Origin of the sequence: Paenibacillus sp. NRS-1782, from assembly GCF_050467685.1 — a bacterium.
Lineage (GTDB): Bacteria > Bacillota > Bacilli > Paenibacillales > Paenibacillaceae > Paenibacillus > Paenibacillus terrae_A.
This window is the reverse complement of the sequence record NZ_JBITPH010000058.1, coordinates 27,891-47,439: the sequence shown is the minus strand read 5'-3', so window position 1 is coordinate 47,439 and position 19,549 is coordinate 27,891. Positions and strand designations below refer to the sequence as shown.

At 48.5% G+C, this 19,549-nt stretch carries 18 protein-coding genes; 17 read left to right on the top strand and 1 reads right to left on the bottom strand.

The genetic code is table 11. From position 1 onward, the window contains the following. Positions 1-426 precede the first annotated feature (426 nt). From ACIFQM_RS21170 to ACIFQM_RS21090, 17 genes are all read left to right on the top strand, one after another. Positions 427-2,595 (top strand): transcriptional regulator, encoded by a 2,169-nt coding sequence (locus ACIFQM_RS21170; protein WP_430043294.1) that lies wholly within the window; start codon positions 427-429, stop codon positions 2,593-2,595. A 119-nt stretch (positions 2,596-2,714) separates the two neighbouring features. Next, positions 2,715-3,140, top strand: a complete 426-nt coding sequence (locus ACIFQM_RS21165; RefSeq protein WP_430043233.1) for a membrane-associated protease 1 — start codon at positions 2,715-2,717, stop codon at positions 3,138-3,140. A gap of 130 nt (positions 3,141-3,270) precedes the next feature. Further along, complete coding sequence (locus tag ACIFQM_RS21160; RefSeq protein WP_430043235.1) at positions 3,271-3,717, top strand: DnaJ domain-containing protein; 447 nt, start codon at positions 3,271-3,273, stop codon at positions 3,715-3,717. Positions 3,718-3,749: 32 nt separating this feature from the next. Then, entirely contained in the window at positions 3,750-4,298 is a 549-nt protein-coding gene (locus ACIFQM_RS21155) for an FHA domain-containing protein (protein WP_430043238.1), read from the top strand. 40 nt (positions 4,299-4,338) lie between these two features. Then, the gene (locus tag ACIFQM_RS21150) at positions 4,339-4,866 is read left to right on the top strand and encodes an FHA domain-containing protein (RefSeq protein WP_430043239.1); all 528 of its coding nucleotides are present in this window, start codon (positions 4,339-4,341) and stop codon (positions 4,864-4,866) included. 34 nt (positions 4,867-4,900) lie between these two features. Then, complete coding sequence (locus ACIFQM_RS21145; protein ID WP_430043241.1) at positions 4,901-5,731, top strand: PP2C family protein-serine/threonine phosphatase; 831 nt, start codon at positions 4,901-4,903, stop codon at positions 5,729-5,731. Between the two features lie 22 nt (positions 5,732-5,753). Further along, complete coding sequence (locus ACIFQM_RS21140) at positions 5,754-7,625, top strand: serine/threonine protein phosphatase (RefSeq protein ID WP_430066083.1); 1,872 nt, start codon at positions 5,754-5,756, stop codon at positions 7,623-7,625. A gap of 69 nt (positions 7,626-7,694) precedes the next feature. Continuing rightward, the gene (locus tag ACIFQM_RS21135; RefSeq protein WP_430043245.1) at positions 7,695-9,014 is read left to right on the top strand and encodes a normocyte-binding protein; all 1,320 of its coding nucleotides are present in this window, start codon (positions 7,695-7,697) and stop codon (positions 9,012-9,014) included. Next, positions 9,011-9,700 (top strand): iron-dependent peroxidase, encoded by a 690-nt coding sequence (locus ACIFQM_RS21130; RefSeq protein ID WP_430043247.1) that lies wholly within the window; start codon positions 9,011-9,013, stop codon positions 9,698-9,700. Before ACIFQM_RS21135 ends, ACIFQM_RS21130 begins: the two co-directional genes overlap by 4 nt. A gap of 32 nt (positions 9,701-9,732) precedes the next feature. Further along, positions 9,733-12,384, top strand: coding sequence for a molecular chaperone (locus ACIFQM_RS21125; protein WP_430043248.1), 2,652 nt, complete (start codon positions 9,733-9,735; stop codon positions 12,382-12,384). A 104-nt stretch (positions 12,385-12,488) separates the two neighbouring features. Further along, positions 12,489-13,001, top strand: coding sequence for an RDD family protein (locus ACIFQM_RS21120; protein WP_430043250.1), 513 nt, complete (start codon positions 12,489-12,491; stop codon positions 12,999-13,001). Between the two features lie 60 nt (positions 13,002-13,061). Continuing rightward, positions 13,062-13,217 carry a hypothetical protein gene (locus ACIFQM_RS21115; RefSeq protein WP_170970890.1) on the top strand — a complete coding sequence of 52 codons (156 nt, stop codon included), beginning with the start codon at positions 13,062-13,064 and terminating at the stop codon, positions 13,215-13,217. Between the two features lie 13 nt (positions 13,218-13,230). Beyond that, the gene (locus ACIFQM_RS21110; protein ID WP_430043251.1) at positions 13,231-14,007 is read left to right on the top strand and encodes a DNA and RNA helicase; all 777 of its coding nucleotides are present in this window, start codon (positions 13,231-13,233) and stop codon (positions 14,005-14,007) included. A gap of 228 nt (positions 14,008-14,235) precedes the next feature. Next, positions 14,236-15,009, top strand: coding sequence for an RNA polymerase sigma factor (locus tag ACIFQM_RS21105; protein ID WP_430046564.1), 774 nt, complete (start codon positions 14,236-14,238; stop codon positions 15,007-15,009). Positions 15,010-15,029: 20 nt separating this feature from the next. Next, positions 15,030-15,611, top strand: a complete 582-nt coding sequence (gene clpP / locus ACIFQM_RS21100; RefSeq protein ID WP_430046561.1) for an ATP-dependent Clp endopeptidase proteolytic subunit ClpP — start codon at positions 15,030-15,032, stop codon at positions 15,609-15,611. 192 nt (positions 15,612-15,803) lie between these two features. Continuing rightward, positions 15,804-16,055: a hypothetical protein gene (locus ACIFQM_RS21095; protein WP_283652900.1), complete on the top strand. Its 252-nt coding sequence runs from the start codon at positions 15,804-15,806 to the stop codon at positions 16,053-16,055. A 397-nt stretch (positions 16,056-16,452) separates the two neighbouring features. Beyond that, on the top strand, positions 16,453-18,051 hold the full coding sequence (locus ACIFQM_RS21090; RefSeq protein WP_430043257.1) for a cellulase family glycosylhydrolase: 1,599 nt from the start codon (positions 16,453-16,455) through the stop codon (positions 18,049-18,051). A 323-nt stretch (positions 18,052-18,374) separates the two neighbouring features. Here ACIFQM_RS21090 and ACIFQM_RS21085 read toward each other — a convergent pair whose 3' ends face one another. Further along, a complete protein-coding gene (locus ACIFQM_RS21085) occupies positions 18,375-19,379 on the bottom strand; it encodes an LLM class flavin-dependent oxidoreductase (RefSeq protein WP_430043258.1) in 1,005 nt (334 codons plus the stop codon). Positions 19,380-19,549: the final 170 nt, after the last annotated feature.

The window sequence follows — 19,549 nt, the reverse complement described above, 5'->3', positions numbered from 1 at the left end:
ATCATAAAAATTACGTATTCACGCATGAAATGAGTCGAATTGCCCTATTTCAATCTGGGGCTACAGAAATTGACAAAACTAACGGGTACTTTGTATGATAACTCTCGTATCAACGGCAAAAACTGGGATAACAGTAGGATCACGGAATAGAAGAATCTCAATTTTCCTTGTTATCTGAACAACATATCTCCGTTTGTTAATTTTGTAATTAAAAGTTAAATGAACGCTTCGGACTAATTTTCGAGGTTACATGCCTGTACTGCATATGCAGTATGAGCCGAATCCTTTGGCCAATTTGAATGTTATGTAGGGGGGAGGAGGCAAAAGAACTAAGCGTGGAAATCCGATTGCTCTAAATTGGACATCCTGTGTCCGTGTATGGGGCTTTCGACGTATATTCATACTTTAATTCGTTTGCCGACAGTGATGGAAATCATTTATCAAACAAACCGAACAATGCTTTTTGAAGAAATCAACCCGGAAAAGCTGGACCTGATCACAATTGTAGGTGATGTGAAGGGTATTGACAGCTTGAGTGATGAGAAAATCAAGGAAATTAACGAGCATCTTCTGGTGCGCAACTTCGACGAATTTTTGGATAAATTTTCACCGACCGTGTACTCATTTTTTAACGCTGCTAATCAAAAAGTGGTCTACACTCTCAAAAAGCCAGAGGGTATTGATGAGGACAGTATTTCTGAGATTCGTGTGAATCAAAGTAATGATTTTCTGAAAATGTTGTTTACACTCATTGATACCAAGCGCAGTCAAGGAATCACAAATGTGGATTTCAAGTTTGAAAATCTGCTGGATATGATTTCTCCGAAAAAGGTTATGGACGATATTCGTCAAGTCCGCAAAGAAATTCACTATATGTACGGTGAATACGACAAGCTGGATGACGGCGATCCGAAGAAACTCGACATGGGCGACAAGCTGAATGGCATGTTCGAGGAAGCGAGTCAGAACTACAACAATGTTATGGCAATGCTGCCACTGGCGATTGAAGATATCAAAACCCGCCTTTTACTCGGTGGCGCCCAGGAGGAAAACTCCGGTGAGCTGATCCAGGTGGGTATGCTTTCTATTGGGGAAAGCGGCGAGCTGAAAATTATTGAAGCACCGAAGAGTGACAGCACCGAACTGATGCTACTGGACGAGAACAGCACGGGCGATCTGTCACAGGTGTTCGAGGAAGATTACAACTCGATTACGGATACGCCTTCCGACTATGTGAAGGATTTGGTGGTACGCACGTTTGTGCCGCTGCCAGCTGTTCAGACTAAGGTCGATACAGCGGTTGAAGTTCAGAACTACAACACGTATCTGGAGTTCTATAAAAATGCCAAGGATGATTTCGTAAAGGCGGTTAAGCCGCTTGTGGAAAAAATCCTCGGCGTCAAAATGTTCTTTGATCAATATGCAACGAAGAGCAAAGGTATGTTGCCAACCATGCTGGTGGCCAATAACAAGCTGGACATGCTGGTGAAAAGCAGCAATATCCCGCGTCTGGAAACGTATCTGAACACCGTGAATGCCAAAAATGAATTCAGCGACACGATCTGGTTCGGTATCGTTCCATCCGTCGAGCTGGAAGCAGCCGGTAAGGTGAAGGTTTCACGTGAACGCTTTAAGGGCAACGAGAAGGTCGTTAAGCAGGGCGGAAATTCGATGGAATCGCTCTCGATGCTGCTGCAAGTCGTGAAGGATTACAAAATTCAAATGTTCTTTAATTTTGAATCCGGTGAAGAAACGACTTTCAACAGTATGGCGACAGCAGGCATCGACAAATATGTCGACAAGTGCGCCAGTCTCGTTCGCAGAGAATACAGCGAATTTGCGATTCCTTGCGTACCGAACTTCACGATTATTCCGAAGGATAAATCGGGTGTCATTATCGACAGCAAAATGCTACAGACCGAAAGCGGTGTGCAGCTCTCCAAGGAGAAAGAGGATATTCTCAAGCTGTGGATCGAAGGGGTTTATGTGGGTGCAGCCTACGTTGCCGCTGGTTTGGTCGCTTCTTATCAGTGTCCTGAGTACCTGCGTGAGACGTTCAAAACGGTCAACAAAAATTTCCCTGGCGTACGCTTCGACATCGAAGCGGGAGACAACAGTCTGCGCACAGTGACGACGATGGCCAAGGAAATCACCGGGTTCACCAACACAATCAAGGATGCCATCAACCGTAAAAACTTCGGCTTTGTGTTCTCATCCGAGAATGCTCAGATCCAGGATAAGGATATCCGCCGGATTACTGTTTACAAGGCGAGAAGCATGGCGATGTCCGAGGACGGCTTTGACTCCATCTACAAAACGCTGGTCAGCACATATATTGAACGTATTTTGCGCTACCAGACAGGAGACTTCAAGCACGAAAATATCATCCGCTTCTTCAGTAACAATCCGAGCAGCCAAAAGAGCAAATGGCTGGGCAGCAGAGGATCTGTGAACTCGATCATTCAGGATGGAGACGATATGAGCTTCATTATTGATGAGAAAAGCAATATGTGCCATATCGATCTGGTCTTCAATGGCAATGTGAAGAACCTGGAAGTCATGATTACTAAAGGAACCAGCTCGGTCAAATCATGATCCGAGCGCTACGAAAGATGTTAGAGGCGTTTCTATCCAGAACCGCCTTTATACATAAATTGCGGAGAAGCCCTGCTTCTCCCGCCATCATATTACCTAATTTCAAGGAGGCAACACACATGGGATTCAGATTGAAAGTTGAAGGGCAAGAAACAATCGAGCTGGGCTTGGATAACATCCAAACGGTTATTTATGACACCGATACACCGGACGACTCCAATGCACGCTCCACTGACGTAGGCTCTACGCTGCGCATCAGCGGTAAAATTATCACAGCTGTAGACGGCGACAGCGCGGATGACACGCTGAAACTGGCTTTGTGGTCCCTGGTTCCTGCTGAAAAAGCAGACAGCTACCGTAAAGTAACACTGGAAGTTATCGCAGCTGATCAAGTTGTGCGCAAAATCTACTTCCCGAATGCATTCGTTGTAGACTACAACGAGCACTTTGGCGACACAGAAGGTGTAGGTGCATTTACACTCTTCATCAAACAAAAGAAAGACAAAACCGAGCTGGCTACGATCGACGGCGGATATCCGGTTTAAGCTTGACGTCCTGACGTTAAGCGCAGCTTGAACACACACTCACTCCACGTGCAAGCGTAGGGTGGATCAATATTAAGAGGCCCCCGGGTCTCTTAATATTTGTTTTTTTCGGAGAGGGGAACATCACACAATGACCAACTATTATGAGCTGCTCGGTGTCAGCCGGGATGCTTCGGAGACAGATATTAAGCAGGCTTACCGCAAACTGGCCAAAAAGTATCATCCGGATACCAACCAGGGAAGCGAGGAGGCAACGCGCAAGTTCAAGCTGATTCACGAGGCTTACAATACCTTGCGTGACGAAGCATTGCGGCAGGCATACGATGCCGAGCTCATCCGAAAAGCAGAGGGAGCTGGCGGACCGCAGCCAGAGAGAGGAAGAGGGACGGCATCTGGCGGTGTGCGCCCCGCAGCCAAAGGATTTAATCCGGCTGATATAGGTACGGATTTTGAACAATTTTTCGGTTTTCATCCGAAAACGAAGGAAGGATCACCAGGGAAAAAGACGAAAAAATCCGGTGATCCGACGGATACCTCAGCGATGTTTAACCAGTTTTTTGGTATTCGTAAAAAGTGATGATTTCAGGATAGAAACGGGGGAAGCAAGCAGTGAAAACGGCGCAGAACAGATGGGTTTTCATCATAGATGTTGCCATGTTCGGGCTGATGCTGGCGATCGCCTTTTATATGTTTAGTCGTACAGGCTACAGCGGTTTGAAAACCGTGGTCGTGGTAGGTATCGGAATCGGCGTGCTTGTATACATACTGCGTAATCTGGTGTCAGTTGAACGTGTGGCGAAGCCAAAGACACAGCGCAATCGGATTGCCAAGCTGATACTGATGGATGAAGAGGGCGAATCCATTAAAGAATGGTATATCGAAGGCGAAACGTCGCTCCTGATCGGAAAAACAACGGCTCGTTCCGAGGCGGATATTGATTTGGCAGGTACAGATTATGCATCTCTTGTAAGCGTGGAGCATGCGGTGCTCAACCGGGTGAACAGCGACTGGTTTGTGGAGGATGTGGATTCTGGTAACGGTACCGGGCTACGTCCTGCGAACGAAAGTGTAACCAAGAAGCTGGAAAGCGGTGAGCCGTATCGGATTTACACAGGTGATTTATTATATATCGCCAATACGAGACTGCTCGTTAAATAGCTGAAAAAGACAATCATGACAATGGGGGAAGGAACCGATTATGAGTTTGACAAGATGCCCGAACGGACACATGTTCAGTACACGAAAGCACGGAAATACGTGTCCTTACTGTAATACGGTGGTAAATGTAGCCGCACCCAAAAATGTTGAACCAACGGCAAAAACTAACGGTGTGGGAGACGATGACAGAACGATGCCGTATTTGGGCGAAACCACGGGGATTCACCCGGTAACCGGATGGCTGGTATGCATCGAAGGAGCGCAGGTGGGTCAGGACTATCGGATTATGGCCGAGAAAAACTTTATTGGACGCGCCGAGGAAATGCATGTCCGTATTATTGGGGACAACACAATTTCCCGCAGAAATCATGCGGTCATTGTGTATGATCCGAAGAAGCGTAATTTCTATTTGCTGCCAGGGGACTCGTCAGGCTTGGCGTACCACAATAACGAGGCGGTATATTCACCAGCAGAGCTGGCTGCTTATGACGTGATTCAGCTGGGACATAGCAAATTTATCTTTATCCCGCTGTGCGGTGCCCATTTTGAGTGGGACAACGAAAACTAGGACGGAAGTGGGCATGGTGCAGGGAGGTAACGAAATGCAGCCTTATTTTGTTGTATGCGGAGCTGCGGTGCTATTCGCTGTTCTTCTCATGATCCGCATGCGGCTGACGCGAAGTCCCGGCAGCCGTACCGTGAGTGGAATTGAGATCGGAAATGGTCAAACGATCGGGAGCCGAAGCGAGCAGGATGATTATTTTGCAAGTATGACGACATCTGTCGGTACGCTGGCGGTTGTCGCAGATGGCATCAGCGGACTGGCTAATGGGCGCATGTCCAGTACGTTAGCGGTGACAACCTTTACGAAGGCGTTCGCCAAACTGGAGGATGCGTCGAACCTGAACGGTTATTTTGCAGAAGCGGCAACTCAGAGCAATCGCGGTATTTTGCAAAATTTGAATGGGCAGGGTGGAGGAACGACGCTGGCGGCGGTCATTATTTGTGGCTATCAGTTGTATTACGGAGCGGTGGGCGATAGCCTGATTACGATTTACCGCAATGGTCATTTTCAAAATGTTAATTCCAAGCATACGGCGGAAACCTTGCTGGAGGAACGCGTGCTGGCTGGGCAAATGACCTCGGAAGAGGCCAAAACGAGTCCGGTTCGCAATCAATTGGTTAATTATTTGGGCTACGAGGGCTTTGAGAGCATGGAGCTTGGTGCGGCGCCGATTCGCCTATACGCAGGCGATCATGTGCTGTTGTGCAGCGATGGCATTCAGGAGGCACTGACGGAGATTGAGCTGGAAGAGATCATGCGCAAGGGTGAAGCACCGCAGGAAATGGCGGAAGCGATGATTGATATGATTAATGATAAAGGCTTTAAAAGTCAGGATAATGCGACAGTGGTTATGTTGGCGATAGGATGAAACCAGAAAGACGGGGGTAGCGATGCGCAAGGACAACAGCGATTTTAGTACCGGCTTTGTGTCGGAAGCGGGCTCTTACATAGACAACCGGGACTATTTTGCATTCATGGAGACGGACGACATGGCCTGTTATGTCCTCGCAGACGGTCTGGATTCGGATCAGGAGCTGCGCAGCGCGGAAATGGTTGTCAAAACGGTGCTGGAGAACTTCATGGAGAAGCCTTCCATGTCCAAGCGGCGCCTAATGAGAGACCTGCGTGAAGCGCAGGACTGGCTGCAATTCGAAAGCCGCCGTGTACGGCTCAAGGCCAGTCTGCTCATGGTGGTGACCAACTACAACAAAATGGTATATGTTTCGTGCGGTAATGTGAGACTGTATCATTTTCGCAATGGACGGCTTAATTTTCGCAGTAAGGATCATAGCTTGGCTCAGTCATTGGCGGATGACGGACGTATTCCCGACGAAGCGACCAGCACGCATGAGGAACGGGGCAATCTGCTGGAATACCTGGGAAATCCGAATGGGGTTCATGCTCATTATGCCAAAAAGACGCAGCTTGCAGATGGAGATGTCATGCTGCTTGCCACATCCGGGATGTGGGAAGATGTTGAGCTGGCGGAAATGTTGGGTGCGCTGGAGGAAGCAAAGGACTCGGTTATGCTGACGGATACGCTGGAAGAGGTTCTGTTGAGCAAGCAGCGCCGGGCGGTGAACAATTATACGGCTGCCGCCATTTATGTGAACAAGATTTTTCAGGAAAAGCCTAAGAACCGCCGCAAGCTGATCAAACGGATTTTGATTGCGTTGCTCGCCTTTGTGATCGTAGGCGGAGGAGCGTGGATTACCCTGGCCCGTATGGCTGCGAACAAGGCTGCTGCGCTGGAAACGATGGTCGAATCGGCTCAGGCCGCGGATGATTACGCCAGGGCAGGAGATTATGCGAAGGCACTCAAGTCCTACAGTGAAGCGAAAAACGCGGCAGTTAAAATTAACGATAAGATTCACAAGCGACTGTATACGGCAGAGCAGAAAGTATCTCAACTTATGGTTGACGGAGACGGATATGTGGAAAAAGCAGACTTTACCAAAGCCGAAGCGAGCTATGATAAAGCGCGGAAGAGTGCCGGTCTGTACCCGCCGTTTAATGTGAAGGATATTGAGAAAAAAATCGACCAACTCGACACCTATGCCGAGACAGCCAGCTGGATGAGGGACGGAGATTTGAAATTTCAGGGCGGAGATTACGCGAGTGCACTCAAGCTATATACGAAGGCGAATAAAGCTGCCATGGAATCCGGTTATACATCTGCGCAAAAAGAGCTGGAGAAAAAGATTACCGAGACTAATGATAAAATGACGGCCATCCAGCAGCAGCTCAAGGAAATTCAGGCTGGCAAGCTACAGGCCAGAGGGGATCGGCTGATGAAGGACCTGGATTATGAAGGAGCCATTGACGCTTATAGCGGGGCACAGGAGATTTATCAGGAAATCGGCAAGCTGGAAAGTGTGCTGGCACTGGAGCGGAGTATTGCGAAGGCAGAGGAGAAACAGAGTGCGGACCAGCAGAAAAATGGTCAGCTTGCTGCTGGAGCGGGACTATCTGACGGGGCGCTAAACGATACGAGTGCGGGGGACATAACGGACGAAGCTTCGGCTGCCGCGCCCGCTGCTACAGCATCGCAAACCAAGGCTGCGACAGCTACGGGGAATGCTGCGACAACGAGTTCAGGGGGTACAGCGGACGCGAAGAAGAAAGCTTCAGCAGCTACAAAAAACGGCAGCACGAGTGATGGGAATGCCTCTTCGACGAAGGCACCCGCCAGCAAGGAGCAAGGAACTGCTGATTCTGCTTCCAAAGCAGAGGGTGCGTCTGATTCAGGTAGCCAGAATTAGGGGGCTGCGAACGGAAGTTAAGGTTTTCATGCTCAATGAATGCTGGAGCCGGAAAAGGAGTGAGGCGTCGTGAAAGAACTGGTACAGGACCGTTTGAGCAAGATGGAAGATCTGGAGCAGAGACGTTTGCTGAAAAATATGATGGCGGGAGTGTTTATGAACCTCGTCGAATATCAGGAAGAAATGACCCGCCAGTTGGAACGGCGGGTATTTGAGGAAATTGAGAATACGGAAGAGAAGTTTGACGTGTATGTGTCATTGACATCACGTGAGGACTATGATCCGATTCATGAATTTTTATATCCAGTGTTGCCGTCAGATACCAAGGACAAGGTGATGGATATTAGCCGTGTGGCAGAGGTCGTTCGGGAAGGCGGAGCGTTGCCGCTTTTCACCCTTTTTTTGGAGATGGAGACCGAGCAGATCACCGCGCTTGTACGCAGCAAACGGGTTTTCGGGGGAACATTGGTAACGGAAACCGGAAGCTATCCGATTCGTTTTCGTCTGGAGCACAATCGTTCTTATATTTTAGAGATTGAGAAGCTGTATCTGATGTTCATGCAAAATGGCATGCCGTGGAAAACGATTAATCACCCGTACGCTTATAAATTTGTCGATTGTGTACTGGTTGGAGGAGAAGGCGAGCCCGACGCTGATGAGGAAATTCACGAAATTACGATCTCATTGGAGGAATTCGATGGTTTCAAGAAGGTGGATGTTTTTCCACTTTGGAACATTGAACGACTGTCTCTGAAAAACAGTGGTTTCCCAATACCGGCTATAGATCATGTGAACTATGAGCATGTGCTTCCTTTAAGTAAAACAGGGCCCGAGCATGGCTACCTGATTGACGGAGCTGAAGGAGATATTCGGTATATCAAACGCACGGAAGAGGAACTGACAATTGTAACGCCACGTGATAAGTCCGGCGAATGGAATGTGTTGAAGGTTACGAAGCCCGTTCTAACGCGGCTTAGTCGTCAGACCTATCCGGTGTTGTCCAATCGGCGGCAGGACAGCTTTTTGGGCCGCTATGCAGGTAAACAGGCTGTGATCGTCCGGGCCAAAGCGGAAATTACGCGCATTGTACATTCTTTTGAAGCTGCACAGGGATTGGAATTGGAGCGTGTGGACATTTGGGGAGGCACAGGCAGAAATGATGTGAGCAAGCTTTTATCCAAAACTCAGACGTATCCGTTAAATCCGTTTGTCAGTGACAACGTGCGGACCGAAGAAGGCAAGCAGATCATGCGATTGGGGTTCAGACACGCTTCTGCGGATGCTTCGCCAACATTTCCCGCTTATATTTTATCCGACTTGATGAGCTTTCTGGTGTCGGAAGTGCAGATGTATTTCCCGGAATACAAATGTGAAGGAGAATGGCTGTGAATTACGTCTGGGATTTGCTTATGCGCGCGAGGGAACAGGAGTTAGATGTGAATAGCTTCCGGTTTGTACCCGCTGTTAGCTACTCCCCTTATATGGAGCTGAGTCTGACCGAGCTGAATACATCCGAGCTGGAGCAGGTGGTGGAAATCAATCCGTACTACCGCTTTTATTCTATTTTTCGGGACTTGTTTCCGCCGGATGCTGAAGAGTACCTGGAGCTCAGAGAATCGCTGTTCGATATTATGATACATTTTCTGGCAGAGACTGATTTATATCAAGGTATGAATCGGCGGGAGTACCATATCCGGTTTGTTCAGCGTGACATCGAGAACGGCATTTTTGGCCCGAAGGTGAGCGAAAGCTTTGCACAGTTAAACCGTGAGGAGCAGGATGCGATTGCCGAAGGATTGCTGCGTCTGTATGAGACGGGGGAAGCTGTACACTTGTTAAAAGAAACGATGCGCCGCGTTTTCCACCGTTCGATCATTTATACCAATTGTGAGGAAAAGGACGAATTGCTTATCTATATTGGGCAGGAGGAAACGCAGTTGTCACGGATTAAAGCGGATTTAATTCTGGATTTATTTCTTCCGGCGCGTTTTACGATTGAGCTGTATTGGACACGCCATTTCGGTATTTTGGATGCAGACCCGACGATGAAAATAGACGCTATTGCCCTCTATTGAAGGCCAAATGGCTAAGAAAGGACATGTGAACGATGAACGGACCTTATACATACAGGTTGCTTGACCCGCTCACCGATCGAAAAGGCATTCGCTTCACGGCGAAATACACGCGGGCGGAGCTAGAGCAAATGACGACCTTTCAGCTACGTGGGATATGCGATAAGGAGCGGCTGGTCGAGGGCTTTGCTAATCGTCTGGCACATGAGGAGTTGATCCGCGTCATTTTGCGGTTTCGGAGTGCAGAGGAGCACCTGCTCATTACCCGGCCCAATCTTGACGGCTTCGAGCGCATCGAATCAGCACTGCGGCGAAATTGGAATGATCGACGGCAGGAGAGCGGCGGTATCCGGGTTCCCGCCAAAATCACGCTGTATCAGGGTGTTCGTACTGGTCGAATGGACAATTACAGGATTGAATCCGACTTGCCCTGGCTGAATGCGTCTAATGTGCTGCTGGTGAATGCGGTAGGCGACCTGTGCGGTATTTTGAATTTGGTGAAGGACGAGGGTCGGACAGGCGTATATTATCTTTCGCGACATCTCGATGCTGAACTGCGGGAGACGGCCAATCATAATTACAGCCTGTTGTTTCTGCGAAGACAGGAGTCGGAATATTTTTATAACCTCTACTATGGAGATAAGCCGATGCTGCCATTGAAGCTTCAAGGTCAACGTATTCCGGTAGCAGAGCTGATTATTCGTGGTACAGAAACGACAGATGCGGTACTGGCGGTTGATTTTGGTACTTCCAACACAACGGCAGGCGCATATCTGGACAGCTCCTACGTTACTGCCCCGGATGCGGGCATGAGCAGCACGGTACGGCTGAATGCGATCAACTATGTGTCCTTCCCCGGCCCGGAGGGAGCGGAGAGGGATTGGATCGAGGTGTTGCCGACTGCCATTCGTGTTGCGGACTGCTCTAACCCGGAGCATATCGTATATGTATTCGGAGAGGAAGCACTACGTGGAACGGATGTAGCGGGCAGCCGGGCGACGGTACTACGGGGTATTAAGCGCTGGGTCAACGACTATAAGCGAACCGAGGAATTAATGGATTCCGAGGGAAATACGGCGACTGCTTCCCGCAGCGACATTCTGGCGGCTTTTATCCGCTATGTGATTGCCACAGCCGAGCAGCAATTCAAGTGCCGGTTTCGTAACCTTCATTTTTCAGCACCCGTCAAGCTACAGCCTCAGTTTATCGAGATGTTTAGCGATATTTTACCGGATTATCGGATTGAAGCAGAGGATGCACTGGATGAAGGGCTGGCTGTACTGTACAATACACTGGCAGACCAGATGGAACGAGGGACGTTTGCGGATGGTGAGGAATATCAGGCTCTTGTGATTGATTGTGGTGGAGGCACAACGGATTTATCATCCTGCCGATTCCGCATTGAGGATGGACGCATTGCCTATAAGCTTGATATTCACACCACATATGAAAATGGGGACACCAATTTTGGCGGAAACAATCTGACGTATCGGATTATGCAGTTCATGAAAATTGTGTTTGCAGGCTATTATGCTGCGGAAACGCGATTGCCTGATACTGATATCGATGCCTTGATCGGCATTCCTTCCGGGGATTTGTACCGCCATGTGGATGAGTTTGGCGTAGATGCCGTGTACGCCGGACTGGAGGAACGTTATCGAGAGGCAGAGGCCATCTTGCCTACGGCGTTCAAACAGTATGAGCATGCCACACGGGATGAATATCAGCGGGTGCTAAGCAATTTTCATCTGCTGTGGAACGCGGCGGAAAATATGAAAAAGGAATTTTTCTTACGCACAGGTATCCTGCGCAGCCGCTTCGAATCCGAGCAGGTATTTTCCGCCGAAAGTGACCTGAACATTGCCGTGATGGATCGTTGGCTGGTTTCAGTCATCGAAAATGGACGTTTTCGTGATGAATATGGATTGCCAGATGTAGTGTTCAATATCCGTGAAATACAGCAGCTTCTCAAGGCGGATATCTATAATATTGTTCGCAAGTTTCTGGATGATTTTTATCAGGAGGGGCGCTTGCAGGATTATTCGATTATCAAGCTGACCGGGCAGTCTTGCCGAATTGATGTGTTTCGTGAGGCGCTCAAGGAATTTGTACCGGGACGCAGCATTGAGTTCCGTCAGAAGGCGGAAGACCTGAGCCGGGTTCCTGAACTGAAAATGGCCTGTCTGCGCGGAGCTATCCGTTATCTGAACGCCAAAAAAATGGGCACGATTGAGCCTGTCATTACCAATCATATTCCGGCCATTCCGTATACCGTCAGCGCATGGACGCATACGGGGCGCGAGAAGGAACTGATTGCGAGCTTGGAAAGCAACCGCGTGCGCGGCTCTATTTCCAGGCCGTCCCATGCGGCCGAGGTGGAATTTTTCCTAACGGCGAATGGTGGAAAGCTGCGTCAGCGCCATGTGTACCGCAGTCGGTCAGAAGCCTTTGAGCCGATGCCGTATGAGGAAATCGCCGTGCTGTATGGGCGGGATATTCCGCAGGATGATACCGACTCTATTCGCAACGGCGAGACGAAATACTTTGTTTTTGCTGGTGACAGCCGTTGGGGCTTTTACGTGGTGCCGATTACCCGCCGGGATGAATTGCTGCATTTGGGACCCAAGCGCTTTTTTGCCTTCGAAAACGATCTCTCCGAGCTGGATTTTTTTGACGGTACAAAGTAGGACAGACCAACAGAGACAGCACACAGCGCGATACGAAGACACTATGAAGTGCGAAATACCAGGAGACACTGTGGAATTAAAATACAATATATGGAGGATGTAGGATGTTATACGCAGGTTTTTGGAAACGGGTCTTGGCCCATATTATCGACAGTATTATTTTATGGTTCGTATTTATGATTATCGGTTTGATCATGTTTGTGATCCAAGCAGTTGGGGATACGGGGCCTTCAACGGCGGAAGCATCCTTGATCGCAGCTGGCGAGGCACCGATATTTACGGTGAGAATGATTGTACAGATTTTATTTAATTTAGGTGCTGTATGGCTGTATTCTGCCATTATGGAATCGTCCAAATGTAGAGCAACGGTTGGCAAGCTGGCCCTCGGAATCGTCGTGGTAGACGAGCATAACCTGAAGCTGAGCTTTGGCCGTGCCAGCGCACGCTACTGGAGTAAGTTAATTTCCTCCATCATTTTGATGATCGGTTTTATCATGACCGCTTTCACGGCCAAAAAGCAGGCCCTTCACGATCTGATCGCCCATACCTATGTTGTGGATAAACGCGAGCTAAATCATATCCTGCGTGAGCAGGCCGAGCGGGGAGCCGGGATGTAAAGGTAGATAAATAGATCTTAAAATTCTAATGAATCGCAGTTTTCAATCAGGGGGAGCACGATGGATATACGCAGATTTTTAGAAAAGAATTTTCGCCTGTTTACTGGATTACTCGGAGGAAGTAAAGCTCAGCCCACCGATGATGGAGTTACTGTTCCGCCTCCTGCGCCCGGTGTGAATCGGCTGTCTGTTCCCCTGAATAAAGAAGAATTGTGAAAGGAGGGGAACCATGTTAACCCATATCGTTCCGAAGTTTGAGAAAGGCCGTATTCTTAAAACCGAGATGCTGGAAAATCTGCGAGATTATCCTCGCAGTTTTCTGGACATCCGGTATCAGGATTATTCGGATGGCATTATTACCGGAATGAACGTAACTGTAGCTGAGGATAGGCTGATCATCGGTAGAGGCATCGTGAAGCACAAGGACAGGCTATACCTGCTGGAGCAGGAGCAGGAAGTGCCGTATGCGGCCACGGGGCGGCTGTCGGTGTTGAAGCTGCTATTTATGGAAAAAACGAATCGACCGGATTTCACTGTTCATCATGCGGATATCGTGCTGGAGGATGAGGCCGAGATCGGATTGGATGAGCTGGAGCTGGGCAGGTTTAAGCTCAAGGATGGAGCCGTGCTTCGCTCGGACTATCAGGATTTTGCCGACATGGCTACCGAGTTCAATACATGGAGCGATATTCATGCTCCCCTTGCGGGTTTGAAGCATAGTACATTGCGCCCGGAAACGATGCGGTATTTTGCATCCGAGCTGCTTAAAAGTGGCGCAACCGATCCGATGGATTGTATGTTTGCGCTCATGTGCCTGAACCTGGAAGCCGTGGACAGAGAATCTATCCAGCATTATATCGCCAACCGAAGCGGTACGGAGTACAGGGAATATTCCCATGTGCAGCTTCACAGGCAGTTAGTTCTTATTCTGGAAGGAGCTGGACGGGGGAAGCGCACAGCAGGTCGCTGGCAAGGCGGCGGAGCCGGAAGGATGATTGTGGATTAGTCTCAAAATTCGACAAGCCTCAATATGGAAGTAGGGTGCTTTAACGTATTCATTTAAAATAAAAATTTACATATGTCCAAAAGTAAGAACAAAGTCACTGGGACTATTAGACACTCGTTTGATGAATTGAAACTTCCTTTAAACGACCGTATCCTTTTGATATGTAATTCCGTCTACCTCAATGAAACACTCAAACTCAAATGGACTGAACAAAGGGGGGCCCCAAATATGGCCTTTGTGATATCCGAACGGATGAAAAATGAATCTTCCCACTTGATGGGAAATGAACCATTCCAAAAAGTACTTCCAGCGTTGTATCGCTACTGTCTTTCGTTGACAGGCTCCACATGGGATGCGGAGGATTTGGCGCAGGCAACTTTTTTGCATATGCTGCAATCTGAGAAAAAACTGCATGAGCTGGAAAATGGCGAGGCTTATTTAATCCGTTCCGCGCGGAATCGTTGGATTGATGATATTCGCAGGCAAAATGCTCAAAAGCGCCTGCCTACGGATGGTGAAGGAGATTATACCCGAAAGTATGATGAGCCTTCTCATTGTTATGAAGAAAATTACACACCAGATTTGGAACTGGCGCTTCAATATTTAATAACACATGTATCAACATGGCAGCGGACCATCTTGGTGCTGCGGGATGTATGGGGATATACGGCGTCAGAAACGGCAGAGATGCTGAATACGACGGAAGGTGCGGTAAAAGCGGCCTTAGGCCGGGCCCGCGCTTTGCTTGCCCAGAAGCACAAAGAGGGAAATGGGCTGGAGTCTGTAGCCCTACCTGAGCAAGAAGAGGAGCGGGAATGGCTTAAGGCTTATTTGGCGGCCTTTCGTGCAGGAGACGCACAACGCTGGATTGCGCTTGGCTTGAACGATATGGCTGAGCCAATAGCGATTGCCGGATCTGTGCTGTATCAGAGCTTTTATTCTTCCGGCGCTCAAATAAACTCTAATCCTTCCCATGACATGCAGGCTAGGATGGCCGCTTAACAAGAGGGGAGTTTTGGCTAATGAGCACCATTCCTTATGTCATTGAGCAAACGAGTCGCGGAGAGCGAAGCTATGATATTTATTCCCGGCTATTAAAGGATCGCATCATTATGGTATCTGGCGAGATTGAGGATCGTATGGCAAATGTCATTGTAGCGCAGCTGCTGCATCTTACGGCCGAGGACTCCAAAAAGGACATACAGATGTATATTAACAGTCCGGGCGGGTCCATTTCAGCGGGGTTTGCCATTTATGATACGATGCAATTTGTGAAAAATGATATATCTACCATATGCACAGGCATGGCAGCGAGCTTTGGTACGATTTTGCTGACCGGAGGCACGAAGGGCAAGCGGATGGCGCTGCCCAACAGTGAGATTATGATTCACCAGCCGTTAGGCGGAGCCAAGGGCCAAGCTTCGGATGTACTGATCTATGCCGAGCGTCTGATCAAGAGCCGGAAACAATTGAACCGTATTTTGGCAGATCACACCGGGCAACCGCTGGAGCGTGTGGAAAAAGATACCGATAGAGACCACTTCCTTACGGCTGAGGAAGCGGTAGCATATGGCTTGGTAGATCAAATCGTAACTCGGGTCTAGCCTTTATTGAAAATGTTATGTAGTCCCTCGCTAATTCTGAAAAAAGTTCAAGGTTTGTTCATTGCAATTTCAAAACAATAGGTTTATAATTTCAAACGGATTCAAAGGGGGGTTATCCCTTAATCCATGGGAATTCATCCTATCTGAGCTTGCGTGTGCATGCTCAAATAAGAATTAAGCGAGGGATTTACAATGAAAACCTGCTGCACCATCCAGGTAGACGAAGACAGTTTAGTTATTGATTTGCCGGAAGAAGGAACTACACTGGACTCCCTGCTCGGTGATATTGAGAGCTGTGGTGGAAGTGAAGAGCCTTGGCTGCAACTGATCGACAAGGTAATGGGCAACTCATCTGAGACTATACTGACAGGTCAAGTGACGGATGGCGGCGATACGAAGGAAGATCAGACGATCAAAAAACCTCAGGCAGCCGCTCAGGGGTAATAGGCAGACCATACGTTAATACGATATGTTTAACACAATCCGATCCACATACATGATCATGATAAGACTGCTATACCGGGCCGAAGGGCATGGGGGAGCAGTCTTTTTTTTAGGCTTTTTAGAAGGTTTAAGAACCTTTTTCATAGTGGCAAAATTCGTCAAATTTCGCAATTTTCAGGTGGGTCTTTTGTCCCGAAACCGTGACTTACTGTTCATTTTCCACCATAAAGTCGAAATGTAACATAGAACTAACTATAATAGTAGTAACATCCATATACAGGTAAGTGACACCTAATGTTGGACCTGATCCTCTTGCTGTACAAAGGAGGGGAGAAAAAAGGCGGAGAACAACGTACTGATAAGCTTATCCACTTTATAAAAAGGAAGGAATGTGTCAATGATGAAAAGGCAATGGGTCCTGTCAAGGATCGCAAAAAGAGTAGCGGTGATGTTAACTGCGGTGTTACTGTTGACGTTAACGAACGGATTTAACTGGAATGCGCAGACGGCAGAGGCTGCCGGTACAACTCCTGTGGAGCGTTACGGGCAACTTTCAGTGAAGAACGGCAAACTGGTGGATAAAAACGGGCAGCCTGTACAGCTCAAAGGGATTAGCTCTCATGGTGTCCAATGGTTTGGAGATTTGGTGAATGAGGATTCCATGAAGTGGCTGCGGGACGACTGGGGAATTTCCTTGTTCCGGGTTGCGTTGTACACCGAGGAGGACGGTTATATTGCCAATCCTTCATTAAAAAATAAAGTGAAGGAAGCGATTGAGGCAGCACAGAAGCTGGGATTATACGTTATTATTGACTGGCACATTCTCGCGGATGGTGATCCGAACATTCATAAAAATGAAGCCAAGGCTTTCTTTAATGAATTTGCAACTCAGTACGGGAATTTGCCAAACGTGATCTACGAGCTTGCCAACGAACCGAACGGGAACGTGAACTGGAACAACCAAATTCGTCCTTATGCGTTGGAGGTATCCCAGGTCATTAGGGCCAAGGACCCGGACAATATTATTATTGCGGGTACAGGCACGTGGAGCCAGGATGTACACGATGCAGCAGATAACCCACTTCCAGACAAAAATACGCTGTACACCGTGCATTTCTATGCGGGTACGCACGGACAATACCTGCGGGATCGCGTCGATTACGCGCTGAACAAGGGCGTGGGCATATTTGCTACGGAATGGGGAACCAGTGATGCTTCGGGTAACGGGGGGCCGTTCCTGAATGAGTCTAAGGTATGGACAGATTTCCTGGCTAGTCGTGGAATCAGTTGGGCAAACTGGTCGTTGGCTGATAAAAATGAAACCTCTGCTGCGCTTTTACCTGGCGCTAACCGTAAAGGGGGATGGCCTGATTCACAATTGTCGGCTTCCGGTAAATTCGTCAAACAAGCCACTCTGGAAGGCTCCAACAACAATACTGGAGGCGACAATAACGGTGGTGACAGTGGCGAAGATGGTAACAATGGTGGGAATAACGGCGGCGATAACGGCAACGGAGGAAGCACACCAGGCGGGGACGATCAAGGGATTGTGCTTCAATATCGCACCGGAGACACGAATACCAAGGATAACGCAATTCGCCCTGAATTTAATATCAAAAACACAGGAAAAACGGCTGTCAAGCTGAGTGATTTGAAAATTCGCTACTATTACACAGATGAAAGCAAACAAGGTCAGCAATTTTTTGTAGACTGGGCCAAGGTTGGAAATGAAAATGTAAAAGCAACGTTTGTAACATTGCCAGAGCCGAAGGCAAAGGCTGATAAATATGTGGAAATTTCATTTACTGATGAAATGGGTACTATTCAGCCCGGCGGGGAAAGCGGAGAAATTCAACCTCGTATCCATGCTGGGAACTGGAGCAATTTTGATGAAACCAACGATTATTCGTATGGTGCCAGCCAAACCGCCTTCGCAAACTGGGACCGTGCAACCGTTTATCAACAGGGCAAGCTGGTATGGGGTATAGAGCCTTAAGGCACAACAGGGATCATACCCGGAATGAGTAAAGAACATGGTACTTTTGGGTCCAACATTTTCAATATTGGATTATAGAGTATGCTCCTTTAGTATATGGGTACTGGAACTTTAGAAGGGCGATTTCAGAACTTTGGTTCCAGTGTTCATACTACTAAAGTACCATATGATATTCGACTTTAGTGGTGCTTGAACTACTCCATAGCACAGAGGGCTTGGTCCTAATGGACCATCCCTTAACAAAGAACCCCCATGTTTGCCATTACAGGTAGGCGGGGGTTCTTTGCGTTTCCAAATATCGGTGTTTCTAGGTTCAATCGTGTTTAAGCCAAATCAAAAGCTTTGGCCAGCAGACGATAGGACTGAACGCGCTTATCTAAGTCATGAATGGATGAGACAACTAGCAGCTCATCGGTACGATACTGCTCAGCCAAGCGTAGTAATTGCTCCTTACACTGATCGGGTGTACCGACAACGCGCCATGATGCTGACTGACGCAGTCGCTCGCGATCAAACTCCGTGTACGGATAGGACAGCGCTGTTTTCACGGATGGCAGTGAAGTCATTTCTTTGCCTTGCATAAGCAACAGGAAAAACAGGCTGGCGCTGGAAGCCAACTGCTCGGCCTCTTCTGTAGTTTCGGCGCATGACACAGTAACTGCCGCCATGGAGCGGGGCTTATCCCCCAGGATGGAAGGCTGGTACTGATCGTGGTAGCGTGCGGTAGCTTCCACCCCGCCCGGTGTGCCGAAAAATTGGGCAAAGGCATAGGATGCGCCCATCATCGCGGCTAACCTTGCACTTTCTCCACTGGAACCGAGCAGCCACAGTTCAGGAATGGTCGAAATCGTCGGTGCCGCATGAAGCCCGGCAAACCGATGGTCAGCAGGCACGGAATCATGGAAATAATCAATTAAATCCAGAATCTGTTGTGGATATTGCTCGACGGATGCGTGCTTACCTTCCTGTAAGGCACGTGTTGCCAGCGGCAAACCGCCGGGAGCACGTCCCAGACCCAGATCAATTCGACCCGGATGAAGCGCCTCCAGCAGCCGGAAATTCTCAGCGACTTTATATGCGCTGTAGTGTGGCAGCATAATACCGCCGGAGCCGACGCGAATACGTGATGTATTTGCAGCCAAATGTGCGATCAGCACCTCAGGACTGGAGTGTGCAAGCATTTTGGATGCATGATGCTCAGACACCCAATAACGGCTATACCCCAGCTTGTCGGCTTCACGCGCTAACGCAGTTGTCTGGGATAAGGCATCCTGAGCCGTACCGCCTTCAGGAATATGAGACTGGTCCAGTATACCCAGTTTAAGCATTTTGCAATCACCTCTTACACAACTGTATCAGACACAACTCATTTGGTCAAAACTTGAAGCTGGATTATTTGGAGCTGAAGCTGAATCTGAATCTGTTGGAGTTTAGGAACCTTTTCGTTATAATGAAGGAAGTGTAGGATGAGAGAACATCCCGGCTTTTGGAAAGGGGA